Annotated in this window: 26 protein-coding genes; 19 read left to right on the forward strand and 7 right to left on the reverse strand. The window is 63.2% G+C overall.

The annotated features are described in order from the left end of the window. Nucleotides 1-6 precede the first annotated feature (6 nt). A complete protein-coding gene (locus PDMSB3_RS01530) occupies nucleotides 7-972 on the forward strand; it encodes a D-amino acid aminotransferase (RefSeq protein WP_007179512.1) in 966 nt (321 codons plus the stop codon). After that, entirely contained in the window at nucleotides 944-1,213 is a 270-nt protein-coding gene (locus tag PDMSB3_RS01535) for a DUF493 family protein (RefSeq protein ID WP_007179511.1), read from the forward strand. The genes PDMSB3_RS01530 and PDMSB3_RS01535 overlap by 29 nt, the downstream gene beginning before the upstream one ends. Before the next feature lie 21 nt (nucleotides 1,214-1,234). On the opposite strand, the gene PDMSB3_RS01540 is transcribed toward PDMSB3_RS01535, so the two are convergent. Beyond that, nucleotides 1,235-2,203 (reverse strand): transcriptional regulator GcvA, encoded by a 969-nt coding sequence (locus tag PDMSB3_RS01540; protein ID WP_007179510.1) that lies wholly within the window; start codon nucleotides 2,201-2,203, stop codon nucleotides 1,235-1,237. 98 nt (nucleotides 2,204-2,301) lie between these two features. Here PDMSB3_RS01540 and PDMSB3_RS01545 point away from each other — a divergent pair, with 98 nt between their 5' ends. The 3 genes from PDMSB3_RS01545 to lipA all read left to right on the forward strand — a co-directional run bounded on the left by PDMSB3_RS01545 (nucleotide 2,302) and on the right by lipA (nucleotide 4,586). Then, nucleotides 2,302-2,628 carry a DUF2917 domain-containing protein gene (locus PDMSB3_RS01545; protein ID WP_165184348.1) on the forward strand — a complete coding sequence of 109 codons (327 nt, stop codon included), beginning with the start codon at nucleotides 2,302-2,304 and terminating at the stop codon, nucleotides 2,626-2,628. Between the two features lie 214 nt (nucleotides 2,629-2,842). After that, entirely contained in the window at nucleotides 2,843-3,568 is a 726-nt protein-coding gene (gene lipB, locus PDMSB3_RS01550; protein WP_165184351.1) for a lipoyl(octanoyl) transferase LipB, read from the forward strand. Nucleotides 3,569-3,581: 13 nt separating this feature from the next. Continuing rightward, nucleotides 3,582-4,586 (forward strand): lipoyl synthase, encoded by a 1,005-nt coding sequence (lipA, locus tag PDMSB3_RS01555; protein ID WP_007179507.1) that lies wholly within the window; start codon nucleotides 3,582-3,584, stop codon nucleotides 4,584-4,586. Between the two features lie 122 nt (nucleotides 4,587-4,708). Here lipA and PDMSB3_RS38155 read toward each other — a convergent pair whose 3' ends face one another. Next, nucleotides 4,709-4,843, reverse strand: a complete 135-nt coding sequence (locus tag PDMSB3_RS38155; RefSeq protein ID WP_007179506.1) for a hypothetical protein — start codon at nucleotides 4,841-4,843, stop codon at nucleotides 4,709-4,711. A gap of 560 nt (nucleotides 4,844-5,403) precedes the next feature. Here PDMSB3_RS38155 and tauA point away from each other — a divergent pair. The 3 genes from tauA to PDMSB3_RS01570 are packed head-to-tail and all read left to right on the forward strand — an operon-like array spanning nucleotide 5,404 to nucleotide 8,131. Then, nucleotides 5,404-6,426, forward strand: a complete 1,023-nt coding sequence (tauA, locus tag PDMSB3_RS01560) for a taurine ABC transporter substrate-binding protein (RefSeq protein WP_007179504.1) — start codon at nucleotides 5,404-5,406, stop codon at nucleotides 6,424-6,426. A gap of 41 nt (nucleotides 6,427-6,467) precedes the next feature. Beyond that, nucleotides 6,468-7,265, forward strand: coding sequence for a taurine ABC transporter ATP-binding protein (locus PDMSB3_RS01565; RefSeq protein WP_165184354.1), 798 nt, complete (start codon nucleotides 6,468-6,470; stop codon nucleotides 7,263-7,265). Next, a complete protein-coding gene (locus tag PDMSB3_RS01570) occupies nucleotides 7,262-8,131 on the forward strand; it encodes an ABC transporter permease subunit (protein WP_165184357.1) in 870 nt (289 codons plus the stop codon). Before PDMSB3_RS01565 ends, PDMSB3_RS01570 begins: the two co-directional genes overlap by 4 nt. 61 nt (nucleotides 8,132-8,192) lie before the next feature. Here PDMSB3_RS01570 and PDMSB3_RS01575 read toward each other — a convergent pair whose 3' ends face one another. Continuing rightward, a complete protein-coding gene (locus tag PDMSB3_RS01575) occupies nucleotides 8,193-8,876 on the reverse strand; it encodes an HAD family hydrolase (protein ID WP_007179501.1) in 684 nt (227 codons plus the stop codon). Nucleotides 8,877-9,095: 219 nt separating this feature from the next. On the opposite strand from PDMSB3_RS01575, the gene PDMSB3_RS01580 reads away from it, so the two are divergent. Beyond that, complete coding sequence (locus tag PDMSB3_RS01580) at nucleotides 9,096-10,763, forward strand: Na/Pi cotransporter family protein (RefSeq protein WP_007179500.1); 1,668 nt, start codon at nucleotides 9,096-9,098, stop codon at nucleotides 10,761-10,763. Nucleotides 10,764-10,804: 41 nt separating this feature from the next. Here the strand turns inward: PDMSB3_RS01580 and PDMSB3_RS01585 are convergent, their stop codons facing one another. Next, nucleotides 10,805-11,575: a DeoR/GlpR family DNA-binding transcription regulator gene (locus PDMSB3_RS01585; protein ID WP_007179499.1), complete on the reverse strand. Its 771-nt coding sequence runs from the start codon at nucleotides 11,573-11,575 to the stop codon at nucleotides 10,805-10,807. Nucleotides 11,576-12,140: 565 nt separating this feature from the next. Here PDMSB3_RS01585 and ugpQ point away from each other — a divergent pair. From ugpQ to PDMSB3_RS01625, 8 genes are all read left to right on the forward strand, one after another. Continuing rightward, a complete protein-coding gene (ugpQ, locus tag PDMSB3_RS01590) occupies nucleotides 12,141-12,926 on the forward strand; it encodes a glycerophosphodiester phosphodiesterase (RefSeq protein ID WP_007179498.1) in 786 nt (261 codons plus the stop codon). A 104-nt stretch (nucleotides 12,927-13,030) separates the two neighbouring features. Beyond that, entirely contained in the window at nucleotides 13,031-14,146 is a 1,116-nt protein-coding gene (locus tag PDMSB3_RS01595; protein WP_007179497.1) for an ABC transporter substrate-binding protein, read from the forward strand. A 147-nt stretch (nucleotides 14,147-14,293) separates the two neighbouring features. Continuing rightward, the gene (locus tag PDMSB3_RS01600) at nucleotides 14,294-15,232 is read left to right on the forward strand and encodes an ABC transporter permease (protein ID WP_007179496.1); all 939 of its coding nucleotides are present in this window, start codon (nucleotides 14,294-14,296) and stop codon (nucleotides 15,230-15,232) included. Next, nucleotides 15,229-16,020, forward strand: a complete 792-nt coding sequence (locus tag PDMSB3_RS01605; RefSeq protein WP_007179495.1) for an ABC transporter permease — start codon at nucleotides 15,229-15,231, stop codon at nucleotides 16,018-16,020. Before PDMSB3_RS01600 ends, PDMSB3_RS01605 begins: the two co-directional genes overlap by 4 nt. A gap of 59 nt (nucleotides 16,021-16,079) precedes the next feature. Continuing rightward, nucleotides 16,080-17,150 (forward strand): ABC transporter ATP-binding protein, encoded by a 1,071-nt coding sequence (locus PDMSB3_RS01610; RefSeq protein WP_007179494.1) that lies wholly within the window; start codon nucleotides 16,080-16,082, stop codon nucleotides 17,148-17,150. 405 nt (nucleotides 17,151-17,555) lie between these two features. Then, on the forward strand, nucleotides 17,556-18,836 hold the full coding sequence (locus PDMSB3_RS01615; RefSeq protein WP_007179493.1) for a dicarboxylate/amino acid:cation symporter: 1,281 nt from the start codon (nucleotides 17,556-17,558) through the stop codon (nucleotides 18,834-18,836). A gap of 55 nt (nucleotides 18,837-18,891) precedes the next feature. Then, the gene (locus PDMSB3_RS01620) at nucleotides 18,892-20,892 is read left to right on the forward strand and encodes a sensor histidine kinase (protein WP_007179492.1); all 2,001 of its coding nucleotides are present in this window, start codon (nucleotides 18,892-18,894) and stop codon (nucleotides 20,890-20,892) included. Between the two features lie 17 nt (nucleotides 20,893-20,909). Then, nucleotides 20,910-22,262: a sigma-54-dependent transcriptional regulator gene (locus PDMSB3_RS01625; RefSeq protein ID WP_007179491.1), complete on the forward strand. Its 1,353-nt coding sequence runs from the start codon at nucleotides 20,910-20,912 to the stop codon at nucleotides 22,260-22,262. 86 nt (nucleotides 22,263-22,348) lie between these two features. Here the strand turns inward: PDMSB3_RS01625 and PDMSB3_RS01630 are convergent, their stop codons facing one another. Then, entirely contained in the window at nucleotides 22,349-22,879 is a 531-nt protein-coding gene (locus tag PDMSB3_RS01630; protein ID WP_007179490.1) for a TlpA disulfide reductase family protein, read from the reverse strand. A 172-nt stretch (nucleotides 22,880-23,051) separates the two neighbouring features. Here PDMSB3_RS01630 and PDMSB3_RS01635 point away from each other — a divergent pair, with 172 nt between their 5' ends. Beyond that, a complete protein-coding gene (locus PDMSB3_RS01635; RefSeq protein ID WP_007179489.1) occupies nucleotides 23,052-23,726 on the forward strand; it encodes a hypothetical protein in 675 nt (224 codons plus the stop codon). A gap of 343 nt (nucleotides 23,727-24,069) precedes the next feature. Here the strand turns inward: PDMSB3_RS01635 and PDMSB3_RS01640 are convergent, their stop codons facing one another. Both PDMSB3_RS01640 and PDMSB3_RS01645 read right to left on the reverse strand, forming a co-directional pair. Further along, complete coding sequence (locus PDMSB3_RS01640) at nucleotides 24,070-25,659, reverse strand: YifB family Mg chelatase-like AAA ATPase (RefSeq protein WP_165184359.1); 1,590 nt, start codon at nucleotides 25,657-25,659, stop codon at nucleotides 24,070-24,072. Nucleotides 25,660-25,780: 121 nt separating this feature from the next. After that, entirely contained in the window at nucleotides 25,781-26,035 is a 255-nt protein-coding gene (locus tag PDMSB3_RS01645; protein WP_007179477.1) for an accessory factor UbiK family protein, read from the reverse strand. A gap of 409 nt (nucleotides 26,036-26,444) precedes the next feature. Here PDMSB3_RS01645 and PDMSB3_RS01650 point away from each other — a divergent pair, with 409 nt between their 5' ends. Next, nucleotides 26,445-26,783, forward strand: coding sequence for a P-II family nitrogen regulator (locus PDMSB3_RS01650; protein ID WP_006048089.1), 339 nt, complete (start codon nucleotides 26,445-26,447; stop codon nucleotides 26,781-26,783). Nucleotides 26,784-26,800: the final 17 nt, after the last annotated feature.

Consider the following 26,800-nt stretch of genomic DNA (forward strand, 5'->3'; position numbering starts at 1 on the left):
ATTGCGATGACCGCTGTTTCCGATGTTTCGTCCGATCCGATTGTCTATCTGAACGGCGAGTTGGTGCCGTTGTCCGAAGCGCGTGTGCCGGTTCTTGACCGCGGCTTTATTTTCGGCGACGGTATTTATGAAGTCGCGCCGCTGTACGCGCACCCCGCGCATGCGGGCGGCCGTACGCCGTTCCGTTTCCAGCAGCATCTGGCGCGGCTCGCGCGCTCCGTCGACAGGATCGGCATTGTCAATCCGTTCGACGACGCCGGCTGGCGCGCGCTGATCGCGCAGGTGGTCGCGGCGAACGAGGCGGACGGCGGTTTGCGCGCCGATCAGGACGCGATTGCCTATATTCAGGTCACGCGCGGTGTCGCGAAACGCGGCCATGCGTTTCCGGCCGGCATCCAGCCGACCGTGTTCGTGATGGTCACGCCGCTGAACCTGCCGGACGCGGCGCAGCGCGCGCAAGGCGTGCGTTGCGTCACCGCTGAAGACCGCCGCTGGCTCAATTGCGACATCAAGTCGGTGTCGCTGCTGGGCAACGTGCTGATGGCGCAATACGCTGCGGAGAACGACGCGTTCGAAACGATCCAGTTTCGCGACGGCATGCTGACCGAAGGGTCGTCGTCGAACGTGTGGGTGGCGAAGAGCGGCGTGTTGTCCGCGCCGCCGCGCAGCCACAAGATTCTCGAAGGGATTCGCTACGGTCTGATCGAGGAACTGGCGGGCGAATGCGGTATCCGTTTCGAAGCGCGCGAGATTAGCGAAGCCGAACTGCGCGCGGCGGACGAGATCATTGTCAGTTCGGCAACCAAGGAAGTGCTGCCGGTCACACGGCTCGATAGCCAGCCGGTCGGCGAGGGCAAGCCGGGTGCGGTCTTTGCAGCGCTGTACGCGGCTTATCAGCGAGCCAAGGCCCAGGAAGCGCGCGAGGCGCAGCAAGGAGTAGAGAATGAGTCCCGTGAACGAATCACTGTTTGAGTTTCCTTGCGATTTCCCGATCAAGATCATGGGCAAATCGCATCCCGAGTTCGCCGAGACGATCGTCACGGTGGTCCAGCAGTTCGACAATGAAGTCGACGTTTCGCGAGTCGAGATGCGGCCTTCCAGCGGCGGCAACTACACGGGCCTGACGGTCACGGTACGCGCCACGAGCCGCGAGCAGCTCGATGACATCTACCGCGCGCTCACCGGCCACCCAATGGTGAAGGTGGTGCTGTAAAGCCTGGCCCGGCGCCTTGTTTCACGGCGTGGCGCGCAATGCGTCCGCCGCCATATCGGCGCTTGCGGCTGGCCCCACCTCGCAAGCCCGGTCGAAAAGCTGCCTGAAGCGTCCCACCTCCTCGAACACCCAGTCGCGGAATGCCCTGACACGGGCGGTTTCGAGCATCTGCGGCGGACAGATGAAGTAGTACTGCCACGGGCTCGGCCCATCCACGTCGAACAAGCGCACGAGGCGGCCTGCCGCGATTTCGTGCATGGCCAGCGAGCGGCGCGTGAGCGCGACGCCCTGGCCGTCGATGGCCGCCTGCAGCAGATTCGACGAATCCTGGTAGAGCACGCCGCGCTTCGGTTCGGGCCAGTCGGTGAGGCCTGCGGCGTCGAACCAGGGGCGCCAGAGTTCGTCGTCGGAACGCAATAGCGGAACCTTGGCCAGATCAGCGGGCGTTTTCGGCAGCTTGCCGCCATTGAAGTCCGGCGCGCAGGCGGGAAAGAAGATCTCCTCCAGCAACAACTCCGAATGTAGCCCCGAATATTTGCCGAAGCCGAAACGGATCGCCACGTCGACGTCGTCGCGCGCGAAATCGGTTAGCGCGTTGGTGGACAAGAGTTCGAGATCCCACTGCGGATGCGCCTCGATAAAGCTGCCGACGCGTGGCGTCACCCAGCGCGCCGCAAACGACGACAACATGGACACCACGAGCCGCCGCTCGCGGTCGCCCGCGCGGATCTGGCGGGTGGCGTCGGCGAGCGCCATCAGCGCGGCGCGCACATGTGTGGCGTAGCGCCGGCCGGTCTCGGTGAGCCGCACGCGCTTGCCGTCGCGCGCGAACAGCGAGACGCCGAGTTCAGCCTCCAGCGCGCGGATCTGGTGGCTGACGGCGCCGTGGGTGACGAAGAGTTCGTCGGCGGCGCGCGAGAAGCTCTCGTGACGGGCGGCGGCCTCGAATGCCTTGATCGCGTTCAGCGCGGGTAGTTGCCGAAGGTCCATGACAAAATTTCTCACATAGAGATGAAAATAGATCGTTTTGCTTAAACCCTTGCTACGCCTAGGATTGTAGTCACGAAACGATTTTTGGCGAGGGCATCATGCAAGAAATTTCCTCTAGCATCGCGTTTGAAATCCGCAGCGGCGACACGGTTCCCCTGAAGGTGGCGCGCAGCACGAGACTGGTCGTTCGCGGCGGTGCGGTATGGGTTACGCGCAGCGACGATATCGAGGACTACTGGCTGCAACCCGGTCATACGCTGCGGCTTCGGCGCGGCGAACGGCTGTGGCTGAGCGCTGAAGGCAACACGCAGGCAAGAGTGGCGTTTTCAGTGCCCACGCGTTGCGACGAGCGCGCGCTGAACTGGTTCGCCCGCATCGGCGAACGGCTGGTGGCACGTGTGCGAGGCGGTTGGCGTACCGTTTGACTGGCGCCGCCAGCGCGTTGGTTTGGCCGAATGGCGCTGCACCAAGGTCTGGCCGCGCCGCTGGCGCCACGGCGCGGCGGCGTTTGGCATTGCCGGCGCCGCCGCCGCGCCACGGCGATTTGCCCTTCCAGGCGCGGCAATGCGGCACCGACGCGATGCTTCCACGCGCCGACTCCCGGCGGGGATTCCCAGATTTCGGTAAACTGACGGGATCATGTGTGCCGCCCCGGTTTCTCCGACCCTCTTACCCGCTACGGCGCCGCTCACGCTGCGCTGGCGCGGCACCGAACCCTACGAAGCCAGTTTCGAAGCCATGCGCGCGTTCACCGACGCGCGCACCGTCGACACCCCCGACGAAATCTGGCTGGTCGAACATCCCCCCGTTTTCACGCTGGGCCAGGCGGGCAATCCCGCCCACCTGCTGGCCGCTGACAGCGGTATTCCTCTGGTCAAAGTCGACCGGGGCGGGCAGATCACGTATCACGGCCCCGGCCAGGTGGTTGCCTACCTGCTGCTCGATTTGCGCCGTCGCAAATTGATGGTGCGGGAACTGGTCACGCGGATCGAGCAAGCCGTGATCGACACGCTTGCGGCGTATAATCTCGCCGGAGAACGAAAGGCGGGTGCCCCCGGTATCTATGTGGCGCCCGGGCCGGCCGCCGGGTCGCACGCAGGCGCCAAGATCGCGGCGCTGGGTTTGAAAATCCGCAACGGCTGCAGCTATCACGGCGTGAGTCTGAACGTGAACATGGATTTGCGACCGTTTCTCGCCATCAATCCATGCGGCTACGCGGGGCTCGAAACAGTCGATATGGCAACGCTCGGCGTAACCGCCGGCTGGGACGACGTGGCCCGTACCTTTGCATCATGTCTCACCGCAAACCTCGACGGCAGTCCCGCGGCCGTCGCCCAACCACAGGCCGGTGCACTTACCGCCTGACTGGACCGAACGAATGACTGACGTTACCGCGAACCTCGCAGCTTCTCCCTCCCCTGATGCCGTGCCGGCTCCCGCTGCCTACGACGCCACCGCGAAGCAGAAGGCGCAAGCCAAGACCGCCCGTATTCCCATCAAGGTCATCCCGATCGAAAAGCTGAAGAAGCCGGACTGGATTCGCGTGAAAGCGGCCACCGGCAACTCGCGCTTCTACGAAATCAAGCAGATTCTGCGCGAGCACAATCTTCATACGGTATGTGAAGAGGCGAGTTGCCCGAACATTGGCGAATGCTTCGGCAAGGGCACCGCAACCTTCATGATCATGGGGGACAAGTGCACGCGCCGCTGCCCGTTCTGCGATGTCGGCCACGGTCGCCCGGATCCGCTCGACGCCGATGAACCGGGCAATCTCGCGCGCACAATCGCCGCGCTGAAGCTGAAGTACGTGGTGATCACCAGCGTTGACCGCGACGATCTGCGTGACGGCGGCGCGGCCCACTTCGTGGAATGTATCCGTCAGACGCGCGAGTTTTCACCGGAGACGCGCATCGAAATTCTGACGCCGGACTTCCGCGGCCGTCTGGATCGCGCGCTCGGCATTCTGAATGCCGCACCGCCCGATGTGATGAACCACAACCTCGAAACGGTGCCGCGCCTCTACAAGGAAGCGCGTCCGGGTTCGGACTATGCGCATTCGCTGAAACTGCTGAAGGACTTCAAGGCACTGCATCCTGACGTGGCCACCAAGTCCGGTCTGATGGTCGGCCTCGGCGAAACCGAAGAAGAGATTCTGCAAGTGATGCGCGATCTGCGCGAACACGACGTGGATATGCTGACGATCGGCCAGTACCTGCAGCCGTCGGAACACCATCTGCCGGTGCGCTCGTACGTGCACCCGGACACGTTCAGGATGTACGAGGAAGAAGCTTACAAGATGGGTTTCACGCACGCAGCCGTGGGCGCGATGGTTCGTTCGAGCTACCACGCCGACTTGCAGGCGCATGGAGCCGGCGTGGTCTGAGTATCTTCGCTAGCTAGCTGTCTGTCAGATTGGGAAAAGCCTGCATGTGTTGCAGGCTTTTCTCTTTTGGGCGGTCAAACATTGAGTGTTGGAATCACACGCGGTTGATCCGCACCTGCGAGTCACCGGTAATACCGTGCGAGCAGCATGCAGATCGAGGACATCGTTCCGCCGATGATGGAAAAAGGAATGGCGAGTTCGATGATGCGATAACGCAGCTCACGATTCTCCATGATGTGGTCGATCAGATTGGGCATTTGAGTTCTCCCTGTTAGACGGGCTTAAAAGTATAGCTCAGACATTTTTAAATTAGTTAGGTTAACGAATAATGAGATAGAGCGAAAGTGGCACCTATCGTTGCGGTCATGATCACTGATGTCCACATCAATCTCCGCTCCGTCCTCGACCGTGCGTATCGCAATCCCCTTCGACGACTGCCTGTAAAAGCGCGAAAAGCTCAACAGGGGAAGCAGCGCAAAAGGCGCACACACCGGCACGCCGACGTTGAAAAACAACCAGCTAAGCCGGCTAAAAAATTCGATCATAGGAATGCGAAGTTTTGCAACGCAAAGATGATCCTGCCTCGGTCGGCTAGAGTCAATTTGCCGAATGGCCAGCTTGCGCACGGGCGCCGCGAGCCGCATCATTCGCTGGAACCGTTCGACTGCCCGCAGCAACAGTCGCCGCTAACCAACCCAGCGTGAAAAGCAATGCTAAAACAGCGTGATTAGCAATCGCGGATTAATTAGAACCGGCCGCGAACAAACTGCCTATAGTCGAAAGCCTCCCGAACCTTACCTACTCAAGAGGCTTTCCGATGAACCGCTTCCGCCGTTCGCTTGCCGCGTTTGCTACGCTGCTCGCACTGTCCGCGCCGTTTGCTTCCGCGGCGCGCGCCGACACCAAAGAAGTCGTGATCGCGTATCAGGACATGGTGGTGCCGTGGCGCTACGCACAGGCCACCGGCGAAGTGGAGAAAGCCACCGGCTACAAGGTCACCTACCGCAAGCTCGGCAGCGGTGCCGACGTGATCCGCGCGCTCGCCTCCGGCTCGGTGCAACTCGGCGAAGCCGGCTCGAGCCCGATCGCGGCAGGACTGTCGCAGGGCGTCGATATTTCGCTGTTCTGGATTCTCGATAATATCAACGACGCCGAAGCGCTGGTCGCTCGCGACGGCTCCAATGTCACGAGCGTCGCCGGTCTCAAAGGCAAGAAGATCGGCGTGCCGTTCGTGTCCACCTCGCACTTTCATACGCTGGTCGCGTTGCAGAGCGCCGGTGTGAATCCGTCCGACGTCAAGATCGTCAACCTGCGCCCGCCTGAAATCGCGGCGGCGTGGGAGCGCGGCGATATCGACGCAACGTACATCTGGGATCCCGTGCTGGCCAAGGTCAAGAAGAACGGCAAGGTGCTCATCACGTCAGGGCAGGTCGCGCAGCAGACCGGCAAGGCGACCTTCGACGGATTCGTGGTTGATCGCAAGTTCGCGAGTCAGAACCCCGAGTTCGTCGCGCGTTTCGTGAAGGTGCTCGCCGCGACCGACGCGAATTATCGCGACCACACCTCCGCATGGACGGCCACGTCGCCGCAGGTCGAGGCGGTCGCCAAAGAGTCCGGCGCCAACGCGCAGGAAGTGCCGGCGAGCCTCGCGTTGTATGCGTTCCCGACGCTGGCCCAGCAGGCTTCGAACGCATGGCTTGGCGGCGGCGCGCAATCGGGCGCGGCGAAGTCGCTGGCTGCCACCGCGGCGTTTCTGAAGACGCAAGGCACGATCCAGAATGTGCTGGCCGATTACTCGACCGGCGTCGATCCGCAGTTCGTACAACGCGCGGCGCACTGAGCGTCGCGCGCTGTCTCCAGTCAGCATCACGAGGTCCGGCGATGAGCGGTCTTGAAATACGGCAATTGCAAGTCGCCTATGAAGGCACGCGCGGCGCGGCGCCGCATGTCGCGCTGGCCGATGTCGATCTGCGCATCGAGCCCGGCGAGTTTGTGGTTGCGCTGGGTGCGTCGGGTTGCGGCAAGACGACCTTGCTCAACTGCATCGCGGGCTTCATCCAGCCGACTGAAGGCGAGGTGCGGCTGAACGGCGAGCCTGTTCTCGGGCCGGGCGCGGACCGCGGTGTGGTGTTCCAGAAATATGCGTTGATGCCGTGGCTCGACGTGCTCGACAACGTCGCGCTCGGCTTGCGTTTTCAGCGCGTATCCAGGGGGGAGCGCGAGCGCATTGCGCTCGAGATGCTGAAGCTCGTCGGACTCGAGAGGCATGCGCGCTCGCGGGTCTATGCGCTGTCGGGCGGCATGCAGCAGCGCGTGGGGATCGCCCGCGCGCTGGCAAGCGATCCGCAAGTGCTGCTGATGGACGAACCGATGGGCGCGCTCGATGCCATGACACGCGAGTCGATGCAGGAACTCGTACTCGACGTCTGGGGGCGCACGCGCAAGACGGTGTTCTTCATTACGCACAGCGTCGAAGAGGCACTCTTTCTCGCGACGCGCCTCGTCGTCATGACGCCGGGTCCGGGCCGCATCGCCGATAGCTACGACTTGCCGTTCGCGCAGCGTTTTCTGCAGACGCGCGATGCGCGCGCGGTCAAGTCGTCGGCGGATTTCATCGAATGGCGCGAGCGGCTGGTGCGCCGCCTGCATGAGCGCAATCAGGAAGAGGTGGTGTCGTGACGGCTTCGCGTGAATCATTAGGCAATGTGGCGCTCGCCGAGAGGGGCAAGCGGCCACCGCGGACCGTGCGCCCCGTACGCGGCTGGCGTTTGCCCGGCGAAGGGCCGACCGCGGCACTCAGTGCGGTCTCGGTCACGACGCTCGCGGCGTTGTGGTGGCTTGCCACTCATCTGCGCTGGTTGCCGCCGCTATTTCTGCCGACGCCCGAAGCCGTATGGGCCGCGTTCATCGATGCGTGGCATGGCCGCATTCAAGGTGGCTTGCCGCTCTCCGAGCATCTCGCCTGGAGTGCGTTGCGTGTGTTCGGTGCGTTTGCGCTCGCTGCGGTCACGGCCGTGCCGGTCGGTATCCTGATGGGAGTGAGCCGGGTCGCGCGCGGCCTGCTCGATCCGCCTTTGGAGTTCTACCGGCCACTGCCGCCGCTCGCTTATCTGCCGCTGGTGGTGATCTGGTTCGGCATCGACGAAACGGCGAAGATCGTCGTGATCTATCTCGCCTGCTTTGCGCCGATTGCGATGGCCGCGCGTGCCGGCGTGCGCAGCGCGACCATCGAGCAGATTCATGCGGCGTATTCACTGGGCGGCAGTTTCTCGCAGATCGTGCGGCATGTGGTCTTGCCGGCGGCGTTGCCGGAGATTCTGACCGGCCTGCGTATCGCTATCGGTTTCGGCTGGACCACGCTGGTTGCCGCCGAAATGGTCGCGGCCACCGCGGGGCTGGGTCAGATGGTGCTGAACGCCTCGAGTTTTCTGCGCACCGACGTGGTGGTGATGGGCATCGTGCTGATCGGGCTGATCGCGTGGTTCTTCGATCTGGGCATGCGTGCGCTGGAGCGGCGGCTCGTGCCGTGGAAGGGGCGGGTGTAGCGCGGCGGCTGCCGCTCAGCTTCAGGCTCAAACGCAAGCCCGAGCCCGAGCCCAAGCAAGCTTAGGCAAACAGCTCGATCACCGGCCAGCCGCGTTCCGTGGCGACGGCGCGTAAGCGCGGATCGGGATTGGTCGCGACCGGATGGGTGACGCGCTCCAGCAAGGGGACGTCGTTGATCGAATCGCTATAGAACCAGCTCTCGTGGAAATCCTGCAGCCGATGCCCGAGCGAAGCCAGCCAACTCTCGGTGCGCGCGATCTTGCCTTCGCGGAAGGTGGGGGTGCCGACAGCAGTTCCAGTGAAGCGCGCCGATGGATCGCCGCCTTCGGTGCCGAGCTCGATTCCCAGCAGATGCTCGAAACCGAGCGCCTTGCCGATCGGCTCCGTGATGAACACGTTGGTGGCGGTGACGATGCAGCAAAGATCGTCTGCGTCCAGATGGCGTTGCACGAGTTCACGCGCGGCGGGCAGGATGGCCGGTGCAATCACCTGCTGCATGAACTGCGCGTGCCACGCGTCGAGTTGCTCGCGCGAGTGGCGGGCGAGCGGTGCCAGCGTGTAGTTCAGATAGGCAGCCATATCGAGCGTGCCGGCCACATACTGCCGGTAGTAATCGTCGATTTCCTGCGCGTGCCGCACGGCGCCTTCCACACCCAGTCCAGCAATGAAGTGGGCCCACGCCTGATCGCTGTCGAGCGGCAGCAACGTGTGATCCAGGTCGAACAGCGCAAGGTTGCGGCTCATCCAGAGTCCTTGTGTTTAAGTGGTCGTGTGGTCGAACTCCATGCATGACTGACCATGAGCCGGCACACAGCAATCCACAGCTTTGCACGAGCGTATATTTAAACGCACAAAATTACAATATGGCAAAAATGTGCAACACTACTGTCATATACGCCCCGGTGCCGGTTCGCGCGGCACGCGGTTCGGGTCATGGCAGCAGGAACGGATGCGCAGTGCCTTATGTTGATTCTCCTAAACCTTCTGGCTGGTGTGGCGCTCCTCGTGTGGGGTTCACACATTGTGCGCACCGGCATCCTGCGGGTTCTCGGCGCCGATCTGCGCAGCGTGCTGGGGCGCAGCACCAGTAGCCGCTGGCGGGCGTTCCTCTCGGGCGTCGGCGTCACGAGTCTCGTACAGAGCAGCAATGCCACCGCGGTAATCGTCACGTCGTTCGCGGCGCAAGGACTTTTACCGCTCACCAGCGGTCTCGCGATCATGCTCGGCGCAGACGTCGGCACCGCATTGATGGCGCGGGTTCTCACACTCGATCTATCCTGGTTGTCGCCGATCCTGATTCTGCTCGGCGTGCCGCTCTTTCTGTCGCGCAAGCAGACCCGTCTCGGCCAGGCCGGCCGCACGCTGATCGGCCTCGGGCTGATCCTGCTGGCGCTGCGTCTGATCGTCGAAGCCGCCCAGCCCATGATGCAAGGCGCCGGCGTGCGCGTAATGTTCGGTGCACTGACCGGCGACACCATGCTCGACGCGCTGGTCGGCGCCGCGTTTGCCATGCTGTCCTATTCGAGCCTTGCCGCCGTGCTGCTGACCGCGACGCTTGCCTCATCCGGTGTGATTTCTTTGAAGGTGGCGCTGTGCCTCGTGATCGGCGCGAATCTCGGCAGCGGCCTGCTCGCGCTCCTCGGCACCGTCGCACAGAACGCGGCGGCGCGGCGGCTCGCGTTGGGCAGTTTTGCGTTCAAACTGGCCGGCGCATTGCTGATCCTCCCGTTCGCCTCGCTGCTCGCGCGCGGATTGCCGGTGTTGATCGCGAATCCGCGTGAAGCAACCGTCGGATTTCACCTGATCTATAACGCGCTGCGTTGCTGCGCGTGCCTGTCGCTGATCGATCCGGTGGCGCGCATCTGTGTGCGTGCCTTGCCCGACCGGCCGGTGCCGAACGGCGAGCTACGGCCGCTCCACCTGGATACCGCCGCGCTGTCCACGCCTACGCTCGCGCTCGCGCACGCCGCGCGCGAGGTGCTGCGGATCGGCGACATCGTGCGCACCATGCTCGACAATGTCGCGGACCTGATCCATCACAACAATCTGGACAAGGCGCGAGAAACGGTCCGCATGGACGACGACGTCGACGAGCTTTACGCCGCGGTCAAAACCTATCTGACGCTGATCTCGCGCGAGCAGCTCGACGAAGCCGATAGCCGCCGCTGGACCGACATCATTTCGTTGACGATCAACCTGGAGCATGCGGGCGACATCATCGAGCGGATCGTGGGCGACATCGAGGAAAAGAAGATCGCTCACCGGCTGTCGTTTTCGGAGGAAGGGCTGGGTGAACTGGACGACTTGCAGGCACGCCTCGTCAGCAACCTGCAGCTCGGCCTGTCGGTGTTTCTGAACAACGACTTGCGGTGTGCCGAGCGGCTGCTGGCGGAGAAGGAGCGCTTTCGCGATCTGGAGCGCGCCTATTCATACCGCCATCTGGACCGGCTCGCCGGGCAAACCTTGCGAAGCATCGAGACCAGCGCACTGCATCTCGATCTGATCAGCGACATGAAGCGGCTCAACTCACTATTCTGCTCGACCGCCTATCCGGTGCTCGACGCAGCCGGCGCGTTGCACGACACGCGCCTGCGCAAGCGCGTGCTCGATACCATGCACGTGAAGGAATAGATCTCACGCCTCGCATCGAGGCCCGAGTACAGGCCCGAGCCCTAAGCGAGAACGATCTCTTCGAGCTTCTTTTTCAGTGACGCAAAATCGGCGGCTTCGGCCGCCTTTTTGTTGGTGACGAGCACGTCGATCCGATCGACCGGGCAGTAGGAGATACGGCTGCGCTGGCCGATCTTGCTGTAATCGGCGAGGATCACCACGCGGTCAGCGTTGGCGACCATGGCGCGCGCCACTTCGGTTTCGGCATGGTCGTAGTTGGTCGCGCCATGCCGGTGATCGACACCGACAGGCGACAGCAGCGCGAGGTCTGCGCGATAGCGCTGGATGTCGAGCACGGTGGTGGCGCCGGTGGTCGCCATGGCGCGGTCGCTGATCGAGCCGCCGAGCAGGATGACTTCGTTGGCGGCTTCGGTTTGATCGACCGCGCCGCGCATCTTCAGCGCGACGTCGATCGAATTGGTGACGACGGTGAGGTTCGCGAGTTTCGCCAGTTCTTCGGCCAGCGCGGCGGTGGTGGTGCCGGCGTCGATGAAAAGTGTCTGGCCGCTCGCGATCAACCCTGTAGCCGCTTTGGCGATGGCGGTTTTGGATTTGACGCGCATGTGCACGCGCTCGGCGATCGGCGCTTCGTCGGCGGGCTTGATCGCGCCGCCGTGCACGCGGCGCAGTTCACCGAGCGCTTCGAGGTCGAGCAGATCGCGCCGCACGGTTTCGCGCGACACCCCGAGGTCCGCCATGATCCGTTCCGTGGACACGCGTTGAAGCGTGGACAGTAACGCTCGAATTCTCTGATGACGGTCTTCCTGCCACATGCATGTTTCCTTGGATGCGTACGCGTTTATTTAGCTTGTTGTTAACTGCGACATCGTGGTCACGAATGTGTGTCCGGACGATGTCAAGCGTACTACTTTAGTCGAATTGTGTTGTATTTTTTTGGCAGCTTGCAAGTTTGTGTATTTAACTTTAGCCTTCGCAGATCGAAGCGCCACGCCTGTTTCGAACATCAAATGTTCGAAAAGGAATTGAAATGTCCGATTTCGAGCATTTTGCGGCGTTTTTTGGCAATCTGACCAGACGGTGTCGTCGCCATAATGGATCCTGGGGTCCGCTATTTGCGTGATGCCCGCGTGGTGTCGCGCTGCTCGATGACGGCACGCTTCGTCATCCTGACAATGGTGTTGCGATGTCGGGCGCGGCGGAAACACGAAGCGTATGTCCGGCTATCGCAGCGCGTACCTTAGCGCGATACTACGCGCCGGGCTCGCGCGTGAAGGGACAACCTGAGGCATGCGTGCTTCATTGACGGCCAGGGCAGCAGTAGCGGCAGGGAACGTGTCGAGAGCATAGTCAACCGCTCTATCTGAAAGGTAACGAGACGTGGGAAACGGGATTAATCGCGCTTCATCCGCAGACTGGCCTTATCCGCGACTGGCCGCGCATCGCTGCGGCGGCTCGCTGGCGCCGGAGAACACGCTCGCCGGTTTCGACGCCTGCGTGCGCTACGGCTACCGTATGGTCGAGTTCGACGCGAAGCTTTCCGCCGACAACCAACTCTTTCTGCTGCACGACGACACCCTTGAGCGCACCACTAACGGCCACGGCGCCGCCGCGGAACACACGTGGCAGCAACTGGCCGCGCTCGACGCCGGTGCATGGTACGGGCCGCAATTCGCCGGCACGCGTCTGCCGACGCTCGCCGAGGCGGCCGGGCGCTGCGCGCGCGACGGCATTGCCGCCAACATCGAGATCAAACCGTGTCCGGGCCGCGACGAGATCACCGGGACTCTGGTGGCAAGCGGCGCGCTGACGTTATGGCAAGGCCAGACACCGCCATTGCTGTCGTCGTTTTCGTTCGAGGCACTGGTCGCCGCGCGTGACGCGGCGCCGTCGTTGCAACGCGGCATGCTGTTCGACGAGGTGCCGGCGGACTGGCTGCGCGTCGTGCGTGAACTCGACTGCGTGTCGTTTCACGCGAACCATCGGTATCTGACCGAGCCGCTGATCGCCGAGATTCATGCCGCCGGCCTGCGCGTGCTCGCCTACACGGTCAACGACCCGGCGCGTGCGCAACTGCTCGCGCAATGGGGCGTCGACATGATTTGTACAGATCGCATCGATACACTGCGACACGACATGTTCTCCGCGCCGGCCAATCCGGCCTGAACATGGCGAGGGCGTGCCGGTGCAGGGGTGCACAGGCGCGCGTCCTGAAGCTCGAACTAGAAATTTTCCAAACGTAGCAATTTCGGCAGAGGATGGGGAAGACTATGAACCGCACCGTGTTAGCTCGCATACTTTCGATGTCGGCCGTTGCGGGTGTCACCGCCGCCGGCGTCAGCAGCAGCGCTTCGGCCGCGCCGCTCGATGCGCTGATTGCCGCCGCGAAGCAGGAAGGCCAACTTACCGTGATCGCGTTGCCGCACGACTGGTGCAACTACGGAGAACTGGTCGCGGGCTTTCAGAAGAAGTACGGCATCAAGGTCAATGAGCTGAATCCGGATGCGGGTTCGGGCGACGAAGTCGAAGCCATCAAGGCGAACAAGGGCAACAAGGGCCCGCAGGCCCCCGACGTGATCGACGTGGGCCTCTCGTTCGGTCCGTCCGCGAAGGCAGCAGGGCTGCTGCAGCCGTATAAGGTCGCCACGTGGAACTCGATTCCGAAAGAGTCGAAAGACGCCGACGGCTATTGGTATGGCGATTACTACGGCGTGCTCTCGTTTGAAGTCAACGCCGACATGATCGACAAGGCGCCGGCTGACTGGAGCGATCTGCTCAAGCCGGATTACAAGAATGCCGTCTCGCTGGCCGGCGATCCGCGCTCGGCCAATCAGGCGATCCAGGCCGTGTATGCCGCGGGCCTCTCGCAGAGCAAGGGCGATGCGAGCAAGGCCGGGCAGGCCGGGCTCACTTATTTCGCTAACCTGAACAAGAACGGCAACTTCGTGCCGGTGATCGGCAAGGCCGCATCGCTCGCGCAAGGCACCACGCCGATCGTCGTGCGCTGGGATTACAACGCGCTGGCTGACCGCGACACGCTGAAGGGCAATCCGAAGGTGCAGGTGGTGATTCCGAAGACGGGCGTGGTCGCCGGTGTGTACGTTCAGGCGATCAGCGCTTATGCGCCGCATCCGAACGCAGCCAAGCTGTGGATGGAATATCTGTACTCGGATGAAGGTCAGATCGGCTGGCTGAAGGGCTACTGTCACCCGATGCGCTATACCGAACTGGTGAACGGCAAGAAGGTGCCGCAAGCGTTGCTCGACAAGCTGCCGCCGCCTTCGTCGTACAAGAACGTCGTATTCCCGACGCTGTCGCAACAGGACGCGTACAAGGACACCATCACGAAGCATTGGGACGAAGCGGTCGGCGCGAACGTCAAGTAAGGCGTAACGCACAGGTCGCGGCGGCAGCGGAGCAGGCGCGCCGCGACACGAAAAACCGTCGCGTGAAGTTTTGCCGCACCGGCGCGCCGCTGCTCGTGACGAGCGCGGCGCGCCGGGTGCGTTTGCCAGATTGCCTAAGGGTGAGCTATGAGCGCTTCATCGGATGCCGGGACGGCGCAGCCGGAATTGCTGGTTCCGCCTGTACCCAGCCCAACGCCTCGCGTCGACGGTCCAGGGCGCGCGTCGCAGTTCCTCGCGTGGATCGGCGTGGTGCCGTTCTTTACCTTCGCGCTGCTGTTCCTGATTCTGCCGACCGGCTTCCTGATGGTCGGCGCATTCCAGGATTCGCAAGGCCACTTCACGCTCGCCAATTTCCGCGACCTGCTCCAGCCGACCGTGATGGACGCGTACTGGATCAGTTTCAAGGTGAGCGCAGCCTCCTCGCTCGGCGGTGCGGTGATCGGTTCGCTGCTCGCCTGGGCGGCGGTGCAGGGCAAACTGCCGGGCTGGATTCGTCCGACCTTGATGACGTTTTCCGGCGTCGCGTCGAACTTTGCCGGCGTGCCGCTCGCGTTCGCTTTCATCTGCACACTGGGCCGCGTCGGGCTCGTCACCGTGTTGCTGAAGAAATACCTCGGCTTCAATCTGTACTCGACGGGCTTCAGCATCCTGAGCTTTTCCGGTCTGACGCTGACCTATCTGTATTTCCAGATTCCCTTGATGGTGCTGATCGTCACACCCGCGCTCGACGGTCTGAAGCGCGAATGGCGCGAGGCCTGCGATTGCCTCGGCGGCACCGCGTATCAATACTGGCGCTACGTCGCGCTGCCGGTACTGTGGCCTAGCGTGCTCGGCGCCGCGCTACTGCTGTTCGCCAATTCGTTCGGTGCGGTCGCGACGGCTTATGCGCTGACCGGCAGTTCGCTGAACATCGTCACGATCCTGCTGTATGCGCAGATTCGCGGCGACGTGATGCACAACCAGAATCTCGGCTACGCGCTCGCGCTCGGCATGGTGCTCGTTACCGGCCTCTCGAACGGCGGCTACATCTGGCTGCGCTCGCGCGCTGAAAGGGGACGTCGATGAAAAGCCAATCGCGCGTGGGTGCGTGGACTGCGATGATCGTCGGTTCGCTGTACTTTCTGATTCCGCTGATCGCGACGTTCGAGTTCAGCCTGCGCATGAAACGCGGCGCGTACAGCTTCGAAGCGTATAGCGTCGTGCTCGGCGATCCGCGCTTTCAGGCCTCCTTCGGCTATTCGATCCTGATGGCGCTGCTGACGATCGTGGTCGGCGTGCTGCTGGTGGTGCCGACCGCTTACTGGGTGCAGTTGCGTTTGCCGAAGCTGCGGCCGGTGGTCGAGTTCATCACGCTGTTGCCGCTGGTGGTGCCGGCCATCGTGATCGTGTTTGGCTATCTGCGCATCTATAACAGCAGTTCGATTCTGCCGCTCACCGGCAACGAGCGCGCCACGGATCTATTGCTGGTGTTCGGCTACGTGACGCTCTCGCTGCCGTACATGTACCGCGCCGTCGATGCCGGCCTGCGCGCGGTCGACGTGCGTTCGCTCACCGAAGCGGCCGAATGTCTCGGCGCGAGCTGGCCGACCATTCTCTTCAAGGTGATCTTTCCGAATATCCGCTCGGGCATTCTGTCCGGCGCGTTTCTCACCTTTGCGGTGGTGATCGGCGAATTCACACTGGCGAGCCTGCTCGACCGTCCCGCGTTCGGTCCGTATCTGCAATTGATCGGCGCGAACCGCGCGTACGAACCGTCGGCGCTTGCGATCATCGCGTTCGTGATCACGTGGGCGTCGATGGGTTTGATCCAGGTATTCGGCTCGGCCCGCGCCATGAGCGGCCAGAAAGTGTGACCAATGAGCTTGACCGACAGGTTTGATCCAATGAGTTTGACGGACTGGGGCAGCGAAACATGGCATTCCTAGAGATCGAAAATCTGCATAAGTCCTTCGGGGCGAACACCGCGCTGCATCACTTCGACATGAAGATCGAGCGCGGCGAGTTCATTACTTTCCTCGGGCCGTCCGGCTGCGGCAAGACCACGGTGCTACGCATGATCGCCGGCTTCGAAACGCCGACGCGCGGCATCATCCGGCTGGATAACAAGGACGTTACCCACCTTCGCACGCGGCAGCGCAAGGTCGGCATGGTGTTCCAGTCGTATGCGCTGTTTCCGAACATGACGGTGGCCGAGAACATCGGCTTTGGCCTGAAGATCACGCATCGGCCGCAGGCGGAGATCAACAGCCGCGTCGAGGAGATGCTGCAGCTGATCAAGCTGCCGCAACTGGGCGGGCGTTATCCGTGGCAATTGTCGGGCGGCCAGCAGCAGCGCGTGGCGCTCGCACGGGCGCTCGCCGGCAAGCCGCAGGTGTTGCTGCTCGACGAACCGCTTTCCGCGCTCGACGCCAAGATCCGCATTTCGTTGCGTCAGGACATTCGCGCGTTGCAGCGCGAACTCGGTATCACGTCGATTTTCGTCACGCACGATCAGGAAGAGGCGCTGTCGATTTCCGACCGCATCGTCGTGATGAACGAGGGCCGTGTCGAGCAGATCGGCTCGCCCTCCGAGATCTATAACTATCCGCGCACCCGGTTCGTCGCGTCGTTCGTCGGCACGCTGAATATTCTGGCCGGACATGTGGTCGATCCGGCAACCGGCAGGATGGTGGTGGACGGTCAGGAGTTGACCACCACGCAGGAGTTGCCGTCGAACGATGCGGGCAAGAAACGCCTGCTCGCGCTGCGGCCCGAAGCGATCGTGCTGGAGCCGGCCGCGCCCGGTCGCAACACGCTGAACGCGACCGTTGAAGAAGTGAATTTCCTCGGCGCCGTGGTGCGCATCAGAACACGCGTGAAAGACGCGGTGATTTCGCTCGACGTGTTCAACGACCCGAACCGCGGTTTGCCCGAACGCGGGCAGCCGGTGTCGCTGGGTTTCTCGCACGAGAATCTGCTGGTGCTGGAAGAAGGCGGCGTTTAGAGGTTGCAGATCACGAGTCGCACTTGCTTCCGGGCAAAGGCACGCCGTAGAAAGCCCTACGGGTTATCCCGGGGCTGCAGTCGCAATGGATTCCGGATTCCCCGACGCCCCTTGTCTGGATTTCCGGAATCCCGGACGACATACGCCGTGAAGCGCTAGAAAGCCTATAAGAATCAACGCGCCGAGCCCGGCATCGAGCTGGCATCGACCTTGCAAAATAGATATCGCGGCCGCAACGGTCCGACAACTAAAGCAAGGAGACAACGATGTCCGATTTCCCTTCCCGGTATTTCTGAATTCGTCGTCTTGTCGCGGCCTAATGCCGTGCACAGGCGTGACGATTATTCGTTCGCATGATGCGCAGCGTGGCAGGCCATTGAGCTCATCCACATCGCAGGAAACATCGTGAAGAAACCTATCCACAAAGTGCTGTACGTCCAGGTGATCGCGGCGATCATCGTCGGTATCGCGCTCGGGCATTTCTACCCCGATCTCGCCGTCGACATGAAGCCGCTCGGCGACGGCTTCATCAAGCTGATCAAGATGGTGATCGGGCCGATCATCTTCTGTACGGTGGTGACAGGTATTGCCGGCATGGAGGACATGAAGAAAGTCGGCCGGGTGGGCGGCAAGGCGCTGCTGTATTTCGAAATCGTCTCGACCTTCGCACTGGTGCTCGGCCTGATCGCCACACACGTGCTGAAGCCGGGCGTCGGCTTCAACATCGATCCGGCCACGCTCGACGGCAAGGCCGTCGCCTCGTACGCTGCCAAAGCACACGGGCAGTCGAGCGTCGAGTTCCTGATGCACATCATTCCGGACACGCTCGTGTCGGCGTTCGCGCAGGGCGAGATCCTGCAGATCCTGCTGATCGCGCTGCTGTTCGGCGCGGTGCTCGCAACGGCCGGTGAGAAGGGCAAAGTCGTGACGAGCTTTATCGACGGGCTCTCGCATGTGCTGTTCGGCATCGTGCGCATCATCACGAAGCTGGCGCCGATCGGCGCGTTCGGCGCGATGGCCTTCACGATCGGCAAGTACGGTATCGGCTCGCTTCTGCCAATGCTCAAGCTGATCGGCACGTTCTATCTGACCTCGGTCGTGTTCGTGGTGGTCGTGCTCGGCATCATCGCGCGTGCGGTGGGCTTCAACATCCTGCGCTTTGTCGCGTACATCAAGGAAGAGATGCTGATCGTGCTCGGCACGAGCTCGTCCGAAGCGGCGCTCCCGCAACTGATGCTGAAACTCGAAAGGCTCGGCTGCTCGCGCTCGGTGGTGGGCCTCGTGGTGCCGACCGGTTATTCGTTCAATCTCGACGGCACCAACATCTACATGACGATGGCCGTGCTGTTCATCGCGCAGGCGACCAACACCGACCTGACGTGGACGCAGCAGCTCACGCTGCTGGCGGTCACCATGCTGACCTCGAAGGGCGCGAGCGGCGTGACGGGCGCGGGCTTCATCACGCTGGCTGCGACGCTTGCCGTGGTGCCGACCATTCCGCTGTCGGGCATGGTGCTGATTCTCGGTATCGACCGCTTCATGAGCGAATGCCGCGCGCTGACCAACATTGTCGGCAACGGCGTGGCGACGGTGGTGGTCTCGGCGTGGGAAAAGGAACTGGACCGCAGCAAGCTGAACGCCGCCTTGCGTGGCGACGTGGCGATCAAAGAGCCGGCCGGCGTTTAAGCCGCGCATCGGCAACCCGCTCCAGCGCAACCCTGACGGCCGCGGACACCAGCGTATGAAACCGGTGGCCGTGCGCCGAACCCCCGCGCCGTCGGCCGACGAAGCTTGCGCCGACGGCGCGTCGCCTTATGCCACAATAAACGATCCTCACCGATCGGATATTGCCAACGTGACGCGACGCCTGCTGATCCTCTTCGCGCTCGTCGCCGGGCTCGTGGCAGCGTGCGGGCTCACGTACAGCATCGCGTGGCAAAGCGGCATCGACCATTTGCGGCGCAACGCCGCGGTGCGAGTCGACCGTACGACGAGCGCGCTGAAGAGCACGCTCGAACGCTACGAATCGCTGCCTTATCTGCTGGCGGAACACCCTATCGTGCAGGACGTGCTGGTGAATCCCAGCGCAGCCAATGTGGCGCGCGCCAATCTTTATCTCGAAGACCTGAACCGTCACGCGCGCGCCACCGTCACGTACATCATTCCGCTCGACGGTTTTTGCGTTGCGGCGAGCAACTGGCGCGGGCCGGGCAGCTTCATCGGTGCCGGCTATCAATTCCGGCCGTATTTTCTCGATGCGGTCAGAGGCGGCGTGGGCCGCTTCTTCGGCATTGGTACGATTTCGCAGGCGCCGGGCTACTACATCTCGCAGCCGGTGCGGCGCGACGACAAGATTGTCGGCGTGGCGGTCGTCAAACTCGATCTCGAATGGTTTCAGGCCGCGGATGCGTCCGAGCCGCTCGTCGTGACCGACGACCACGGCGTGATTTTTCTGTCGTCGATGCCGGCGTGGAAATACCATACGATCCGGCCGCTGTCGGGGCCGGTCGCCGATTCGATCTACCAGGCGCGTCAATACGCGCAGCAGCCGATCGCGCCGCTGCCGGTGTCGATCGAGCGCACGCTCGAAGGCAACGCGCAGATCGTGCGCATCGGCGGCGGCCGCTATGCGCCGCGCTATCTCGCGTCGCGGCGCGGCATGGGCGAACCGGACTGGCATCTGATCACCATGTCGCCGGTCGATCCGGTCGACGCCGACGCGCGCAAGGCGACCATCGTCACAGGCTTCGGCTACGTATCGCTGGCGTTGCTCGCGTTCTATTGGAGAATGCGCCGTGCCCGCGTGCGCGAGGTGATGCGCAGCCGGGCGCTGCTGCAAAAAGCCTACGCGGAACTGAACCGGCGCGTTGCCGAGCGCACCGCGGATCTCTCTCAGGCGAACGAACAGTTGCAGAAGGAAGTGGCCGAACGCACGCGCGCCGAACAGGAGTTGCGCGCCGCGCATGATGAACTGATCCAGGCGAGCAAGCTCGCCGCGCTCGGTCAGATGGCCGCCGGCATCACGCATGAACTGAATCAGCCGCTCGCCGCGCTGCGTGGCTTCTCGGATAACACACGCGTGCTGCTCGAACGCGGCGACCAGGTGTCGGCGCGCGAAAATCTCGAAGCGATCGCGGCGCTCACTGAGCGCATGGGCAAGATCACCAATCAGCTGAAACTGTTCGTCGGACGCGCGCGGCCGCGCAGTGCGCGTGCGCCGATCGTGCGGGCGTTGCGCAACGTGGTGGCGCTGCTGCAAAAGCGCTTGCAGGGCGTCGAGATCGAATTCGCCTTGCTCGATGCGCAAAGCGGCAGCCGCATGCCGCTGAGTCTCGCCGACGACTATCCCGAACTGATCGCGCATTGCGACGATCTGCGACTGGAGCAGGTGCTGATCAATCTGCTCGGCAACGCGCTCGATGCGACCGCCGACATCGACTCGCCGCGCATTTCGATCGAGATCGAGGTCGCCGACGCGAACCTGTCGTTCGTCGTGAGCGACAACGGCCCCGGCATTGCCGACGATGTCCTGCCGCGCCTGTTCGAGCCGTTCTTCACCACCAAAGAAATGGGCCAGGGGCTGGGACTCGGGCTGGCGATATCGTCTTCGATCGCGCGCGATTGCGGCGGCTCGCTCGTGGCGCGCAACGCGCCGGGCGGCGGCGCATTATTCGTGTTGACGCTGCGCCGCGCGCGCATGCAGACGAGCCACACATCGGACCCGCTGACGGCGGGCTCCTGAATCACACGGAAAACGCCATGCTGAACCACGGCCTGCAAGTGCTGTATATCGAAGACGACGAACTGGTGCGGCGCGCCAGCGTGCAGAGTCTGCAACTGGCGGGCTTCGACGTGATCGGCCATGCGTCGGTGGAGTCCGCGGCGAAGACGATCGGCGCGGACTTCTCTGGCGTGATCGTCAGCGACATTCGCTTGCCGGGCGCAAGCGGCCTCGATCTGCTTGCGCAATGCCATGAGCGCGCGCCCGACGTACCGGTGATCCTTGTAACGGGCCACGGCGACATTTCAATGGCCGTTCAGGCCATGCGCGACGGCGCGTACGACTTCATCGAAAAGCCGTTCGCGTCCGAGCGGCTGATCGAAACCGTGCGGCGTGCGTTGGAGCGCCGCAAGCTGGTGTTGGAAAACCTCGCGTTGCGCCGTGAACTGGCGGAACAGAACTCGGTGGCGCCGCGGATCATCGGCAGGAGCCCGGCGATCGAACAGGTGCGGCGGCTGATCGCCAATATCGCGCCGACCGACGCCTCCGTGCTGATCAACGGCGACACCGGCGCGGGCAAGGAGCTGATCGCGCGCAGTCTGCATGAACTGTCGCCGCGGCGTGACAAGCCGTTTATCGCGGTGAACTGTGGCGCGCTGCCGGAGCCGATGTTCGAATCGGAAATGTTCGGCTACGAGCCGGGCGCTTTCACCGGCGCGGCGAAACGCCGGATCGGCAAGCTCGAGCATGCGTCGGGCGGCACGCTGTTTCTGGACGAGATCGAGAGCATGCCGCTCGCGTTGCAGGTCAAGCTGCTGCGCGTGCTGCAGGACGGCGTGCTGGAGCGGCTCGGTTCGAATCAGCCCATTCGGGTGAATTGCCGCGTGGTCGCCGCCGCCAAGGGCGATATGGCCGAGCACGTCGCGGACGGCTCGTTCCGGCGCGATCTGCTGTACCGGCTGAATGTGGTGACGATCGCGTTGCCGCCGCTGGGCGAGCGTCGCGAGGACATCGTGCCGCTTTTCGAACATTTCCTGCTGGACGCGGCGGTGCGTTATCAACGCCCGGCGCCGATCCTCACCGACCGTCAGCGTGCCGGCCTGATGCAGCGCGACTGGCCGGGCAACGTGCGGGAACTGCGCAATGCCGCCGACCGCTTCGTGCTCGGCGTCGCCGACGACCCCGTCATGTCGTTCGGCGACGACGGCGCGGCCGCACAGCCTTTGAAAGAGCGCGTCGAACAATTCGAGCGGGCGGTGATCGCCGAGGCGTTGGAGCAGACCGGCGGCGTGGTCGCCGTCGCGGCAGACAAGCTGCAACTCGGCAAGGCGACGCTCTACGAGAAGATCAAACGATATGGCCTCGCGGCCAAAGGGGAAGGGGAGCGGTGACGGTATGAAAACGCCGGCGTTGGGACGTGACGCCGGCGTATGCCTGAATCGGTTCGAAGCGGGGCGCAGGCGCGGCCGCGCACCGCTCAGACGGGTTTCAGCGCCTTTTCCAGCAGTTGGTCGAGCTCGGCGAATTGCGGCTCGCCGACATAGCGCTTGAGAATCCTGCCGTCCTTGTCTACCAGGAACGTGGTCGGCGTCAGCTGAACGTTGCCGAACTGCTTGGCGGCCGAGCCGTCGTCCATCGCCACCTTGAACGGCAACTGGCGAGTTTGCGTGTAGTTGGCCACGTACATGGGCGCGTCGTAGTTCATTGCCACTGCGACGAATTCCAGACCCTGGTCCTTGAAGCGGTTATAGGTCTGGACCATCTGCGGCATTTCCTTCATGCACGTATCGCAACTCGTCGCCCAGAAGTTGACGAGGTAGACCTTGCCTTTCAGGTCGGCGGTCGAGACTTTCTGGCCCGACAGCAACGTGAAGGTCGCATCGGGCACGCGCTGCTGGCCTGCAAACGCGAAATAACCGGCAACGGCGATCGCAATGGCCACGGCGGCAATGACGATGTAGCGAAGCGGATTTGCGCGCCGGGCAGCGGTGGACGGAGTGGAGCTCATGAACGGAACCTCGAGAGTCGCGCGGAACGCGCGGGACAGTGCGCCGGTTTGGGCTTTCGGCCCGATGCTGGACTGCGTCGTTATTGTAGCCCCATTCCGGCGGCGCGGCAGGAGGCGGCCCGGGAGCGGATAATAGGGCTTTAGGTTCTCGTCAGCCCGAACTTCTGTCCCCATGCTCCGAACTGTTTTTTGCTTTGATCGCTTTGGTTTCGTGAGTCGCTTCCTCGGCCGGATTCTGTTTCGCCATCCCGTGACAGGCCGGTTTTCTGTCCAGTTTGCGCCCGGCGCCGGTTCCCGGCGGTCGAAGGCGCGTGCAGCAGTGAGCACGCTGGCTTGCGCCCTGGCGTTGAGCGGCGCGCTGAGCGCATGCTCGCCGACCTTCGACTGGCGCACCATCATGAATAACGACAACGGCTATACCGTCGACTTGCCGGCAAAGCCGGGCAACGATCAGCGGGCCGTGCAGATAGACGGCAAGCCGATGCAGATGGCGATGCAGACGGCCGAAGCCGGCGATGCCGTGTTCGCGGTCGGCACGGTGATGCTGCCGGACGACAGCGAAGCCACGCAGCGCGCCGCACTCGACTTCCTGCGCACCGGCCTCGCCCGCAACGTAGGCGCCGCGCCCGATGCCCGCGCGGTGCAGATCCCGCTCGCCGCCGGCGGTCAGGTGCTCGGTCTGGAAATGAAGCTGAGCGGCGAGGCCGGCTCACAACACGAAGCTCGCACCGTCTACGCCCGGCTCGTGGCCCACGGACGGCACGTCTATCAGGCGGCCATCATTTCACCCAAGCCGATGCAGCAGGAACAGGTCGACCAGTTTTTTTCGTCGTTCCAACTGTATTGAGACCGGTATTTTTGGCCGATTCGGCGCGTAACGGGTCGCAGCGATGTTGTCATCCGGAGTGAAAGTTCCTTCGCAGGATCGCACGCTAATTACCGGTTTACGTTGAAGTTTTTCCGTTACTCACAAGACCTGTGGATAACTCTGTTGAGAACTTGGCCGAATCGGCTGGAGATGCCCATTCTATGGGCACTCTGTCAGATTCCGCTCACTCGGTGTGTTAGAAAAAAGCCAGTCAAATCAATGCCTTTTGGATGTGGGCCACCACGTACCTTTCAGATGTTTCAAAATCTGTCTGGAACGTAGGCATGTGCATAAGTCAAGTCTTGACAGCAGATTTTTCACCTCATAGCGAGCCAAAAGCGCGGCGATACTGGATCGCTTCGCCGATCTGCGCGGCACTCGGCATGGGCGTGCCGGCGAGGTCGGCGATAGTGCGCGCCACCTTGAGAACCCGGTAGTACGCGCGCGCCGACCAGCCGAAACGCTCTCCAGCTTCACGCAATAGCATCTCGCCCGCGGCGTCGGGGCGGCACACCTCGTCCACTTCGCGTCCCCCCAATTCACGGTTGGTCTTGCCCTGACGGCTCAATTGACGCTCGCGAGCGCGATTCACACGCACGGCAATGGCCGCGCTCGGCTCCCCAGTGGTTGTCGAACGGGCAGACAGTTCCGCGGGCGCGAGGGCGGGAATCTCGAGTTGGATGTCAATCCGGTCGAGTAGCGGCCCGGAAAGCTTGCGCAGGTAGCGCGCCGCGATCTCTGGTGTGCAGCGGCAGCGGCCTTGGGGATCACCGCGCCAGCCGCATGGACACGGGTTCATGGCGGCGATCAATTGGCACGCAGCCGGGAAATCCGCCTGCAGGGCGGCGCGTGAAATCGTGATGCGACCGGCTTCAAGCGGCTCACGCAGCGTCTCCAGCACATCCCGATCGAATTCGGGCAGCTCGTCGAGAAATAGCACGCCCAGATGCGCGAGCGTAATCTCACCGGGCTGCGGCGGATTGCGTCCGCCCACCAGCGCCGCCGCGCTGGACGAATGATGCGGAGCGCGAAACGGCCGCCGCCGCCACTGCGAGGGCGTGAAACCGGCCCGGCTGGCGGACAGCAAGGCGGCGGAGCTAAGCGCTTCGTCGTCGGTCATGGGTGGCAGGAGGCCGGGCAGGCGGGCGGCGAGCATCGATTTGCCCGCGCCGGGCGGCCCGACCAGCAATACGTGATGGCCGCCCGCCGCAGCGACTTCAAGTGCCCGCCGCGCGCCGCGCTGACCGATCACATCGCCCATATCCGGAACGGCGGCGCTTGCGCCGGCGGCGGGGTCCGGCGCGGCAACCGGATAGAGCCGCCCGTCAGGCGCATCCGCCAGGTGAGCGCACAGTGAGGGAAGATCGGCGGCGCCGTAGACGTCGACGCCGGGCACGAGCGCCGCTTCCGCCGCGCTCGCGGCGGGCAGGTAGAGCTGTGGAGCGGAGTGTGCGGCTGGCTCGCTTGCAGCGAGCTCGCCTGAAATTCCAGAAGATGCGCCGCCGTGAGCGACACCGCTGCGTGCCGTTCCGCAGGCCATGGCGAAAGCGCCGCGCATCGGCCTGAGCGCGCCGGTCAAAGACAGCTCGCCGGCGAATTCGCGATGCAGCAAGGACTCGGCGGGAATCTGGCCGCTCGCCGCGAGAATGCCCAAAGCGATCGGCAGATCGAAGCGGCCGGATTCCTTCGGCAAATCGGCGGGAGCGAGATTGACGGTAATGCGCCGGACGGGGAAGTCGAAATTGCAGTTCTGCAGCGCCGCTCGCACCCGCTCGCGGCTTTCGCGCACTTCCAGATCGGGCAGCCCGACGATCGAAAAAGAGGGTAATCCGTTCGCGAGGTGGACCTCGACGGTTACTTCGGGCGCGCGGCCAGCGGCCGGCGCGCGACTGCGCACCACGGCAAGCGACATGTTTTCTCCCGTCGGACGGCGCGCCGGGGCGCGCACAAGTCCCCTAAAACGCTGATGACGTCACGGCTCGCTTGCCTGTGATGCGCAGCACTGCGCGGCTAATACGCCGCGAGCAGAGGAATTACGGTGTTTGCGTGACCGGCAGCTTCTGTTCGAGCTCGGCGACACGGCGCTCGAGTTCCTCCAGGCGTGCGCGCGTACGCACCAGCACCTGGGTTTGCGTATCGAATTCCTCACGCGTGACCAGGTCGAGCTTTGAAAAGCCCTGCGACAGCATGGCTTTTACGTTGCGTTCGACATCTTTGGCCGGCGAGTTCCTGAACAGCTCGCTCATGCGGGCCTGAAAGTCGTTAAAAACGTCGTTCGGTTGTTTCATGGTGTTCCCTTGTTGCACAAAAAGTGTGCATGTTTCGTTACGTCTGTGCTTTGTCGCGCTGAATGAGCGCTGTTGGTGCATGCGCCGTTGTGTGACGCTGGCGCATGAGCCCCTTTGGTGCGCGCCCGCGCGTTCAAAACCTTCGAACACTCTAGCAACGATCCATACGCCGCGCCAGCGTGCCCCGCCCGCGCTGGCCTTCCGGCCAAGGTCGCTTGCGCCCCTTTTGCGACGCCTGCGGTGCGCAGTCTGACACAACTTGGCATGCGAGTTGCTGTTACTGCCCCGCGCGCACTGCCGGCAGCTTTTCCGGCAGCGGAACGAGACCACGCGAACGGGTTACGGGTACGCAAACGAGAGTTACGCAACGGGTTACGCAAACGGGTTACGCAACTAAGCGAGGGATTTCATGAAACTCATTACCGCAATCATCAAGCCGTTCAAGCTCGATGAGGCGCGCGAAGCCTTGTCGGCCATCGGCGTCTCGGGCATCACGGTGACTGAAGTCAAAGGCTTCGGTCGTCAGAAGGGCCACACGGAGCTGTACCGCGGCGCCGAATACGTCGTCGATTTCCTGCCGAAGGTGAAGATCGAGGCGGCTGTCTCGGACGACATCGTCGACCAGGCGATCGAGGCGCTCGAACGTGCGGCACGCACCGGCAAGATCGGCGACGGCAAGATCTTCGTCACGCCGATCGAGCAGGTGATTCGGATTCGCACCGGGGAGACCGGCGCGGACGCTCTGTAATACCAAAAGATAGCGAC

Source organism: Paraburkholderia dioscoreae, from assembly GCF_902459535.1.
Classification (GTDB): domain Bacteria; phylum Pseudomonadota; class Gammaproteobacteria; order Burkholderiales; family Burkholderiaceae; genus Paraburkholderia; species Paraburkholderia dioscoreae.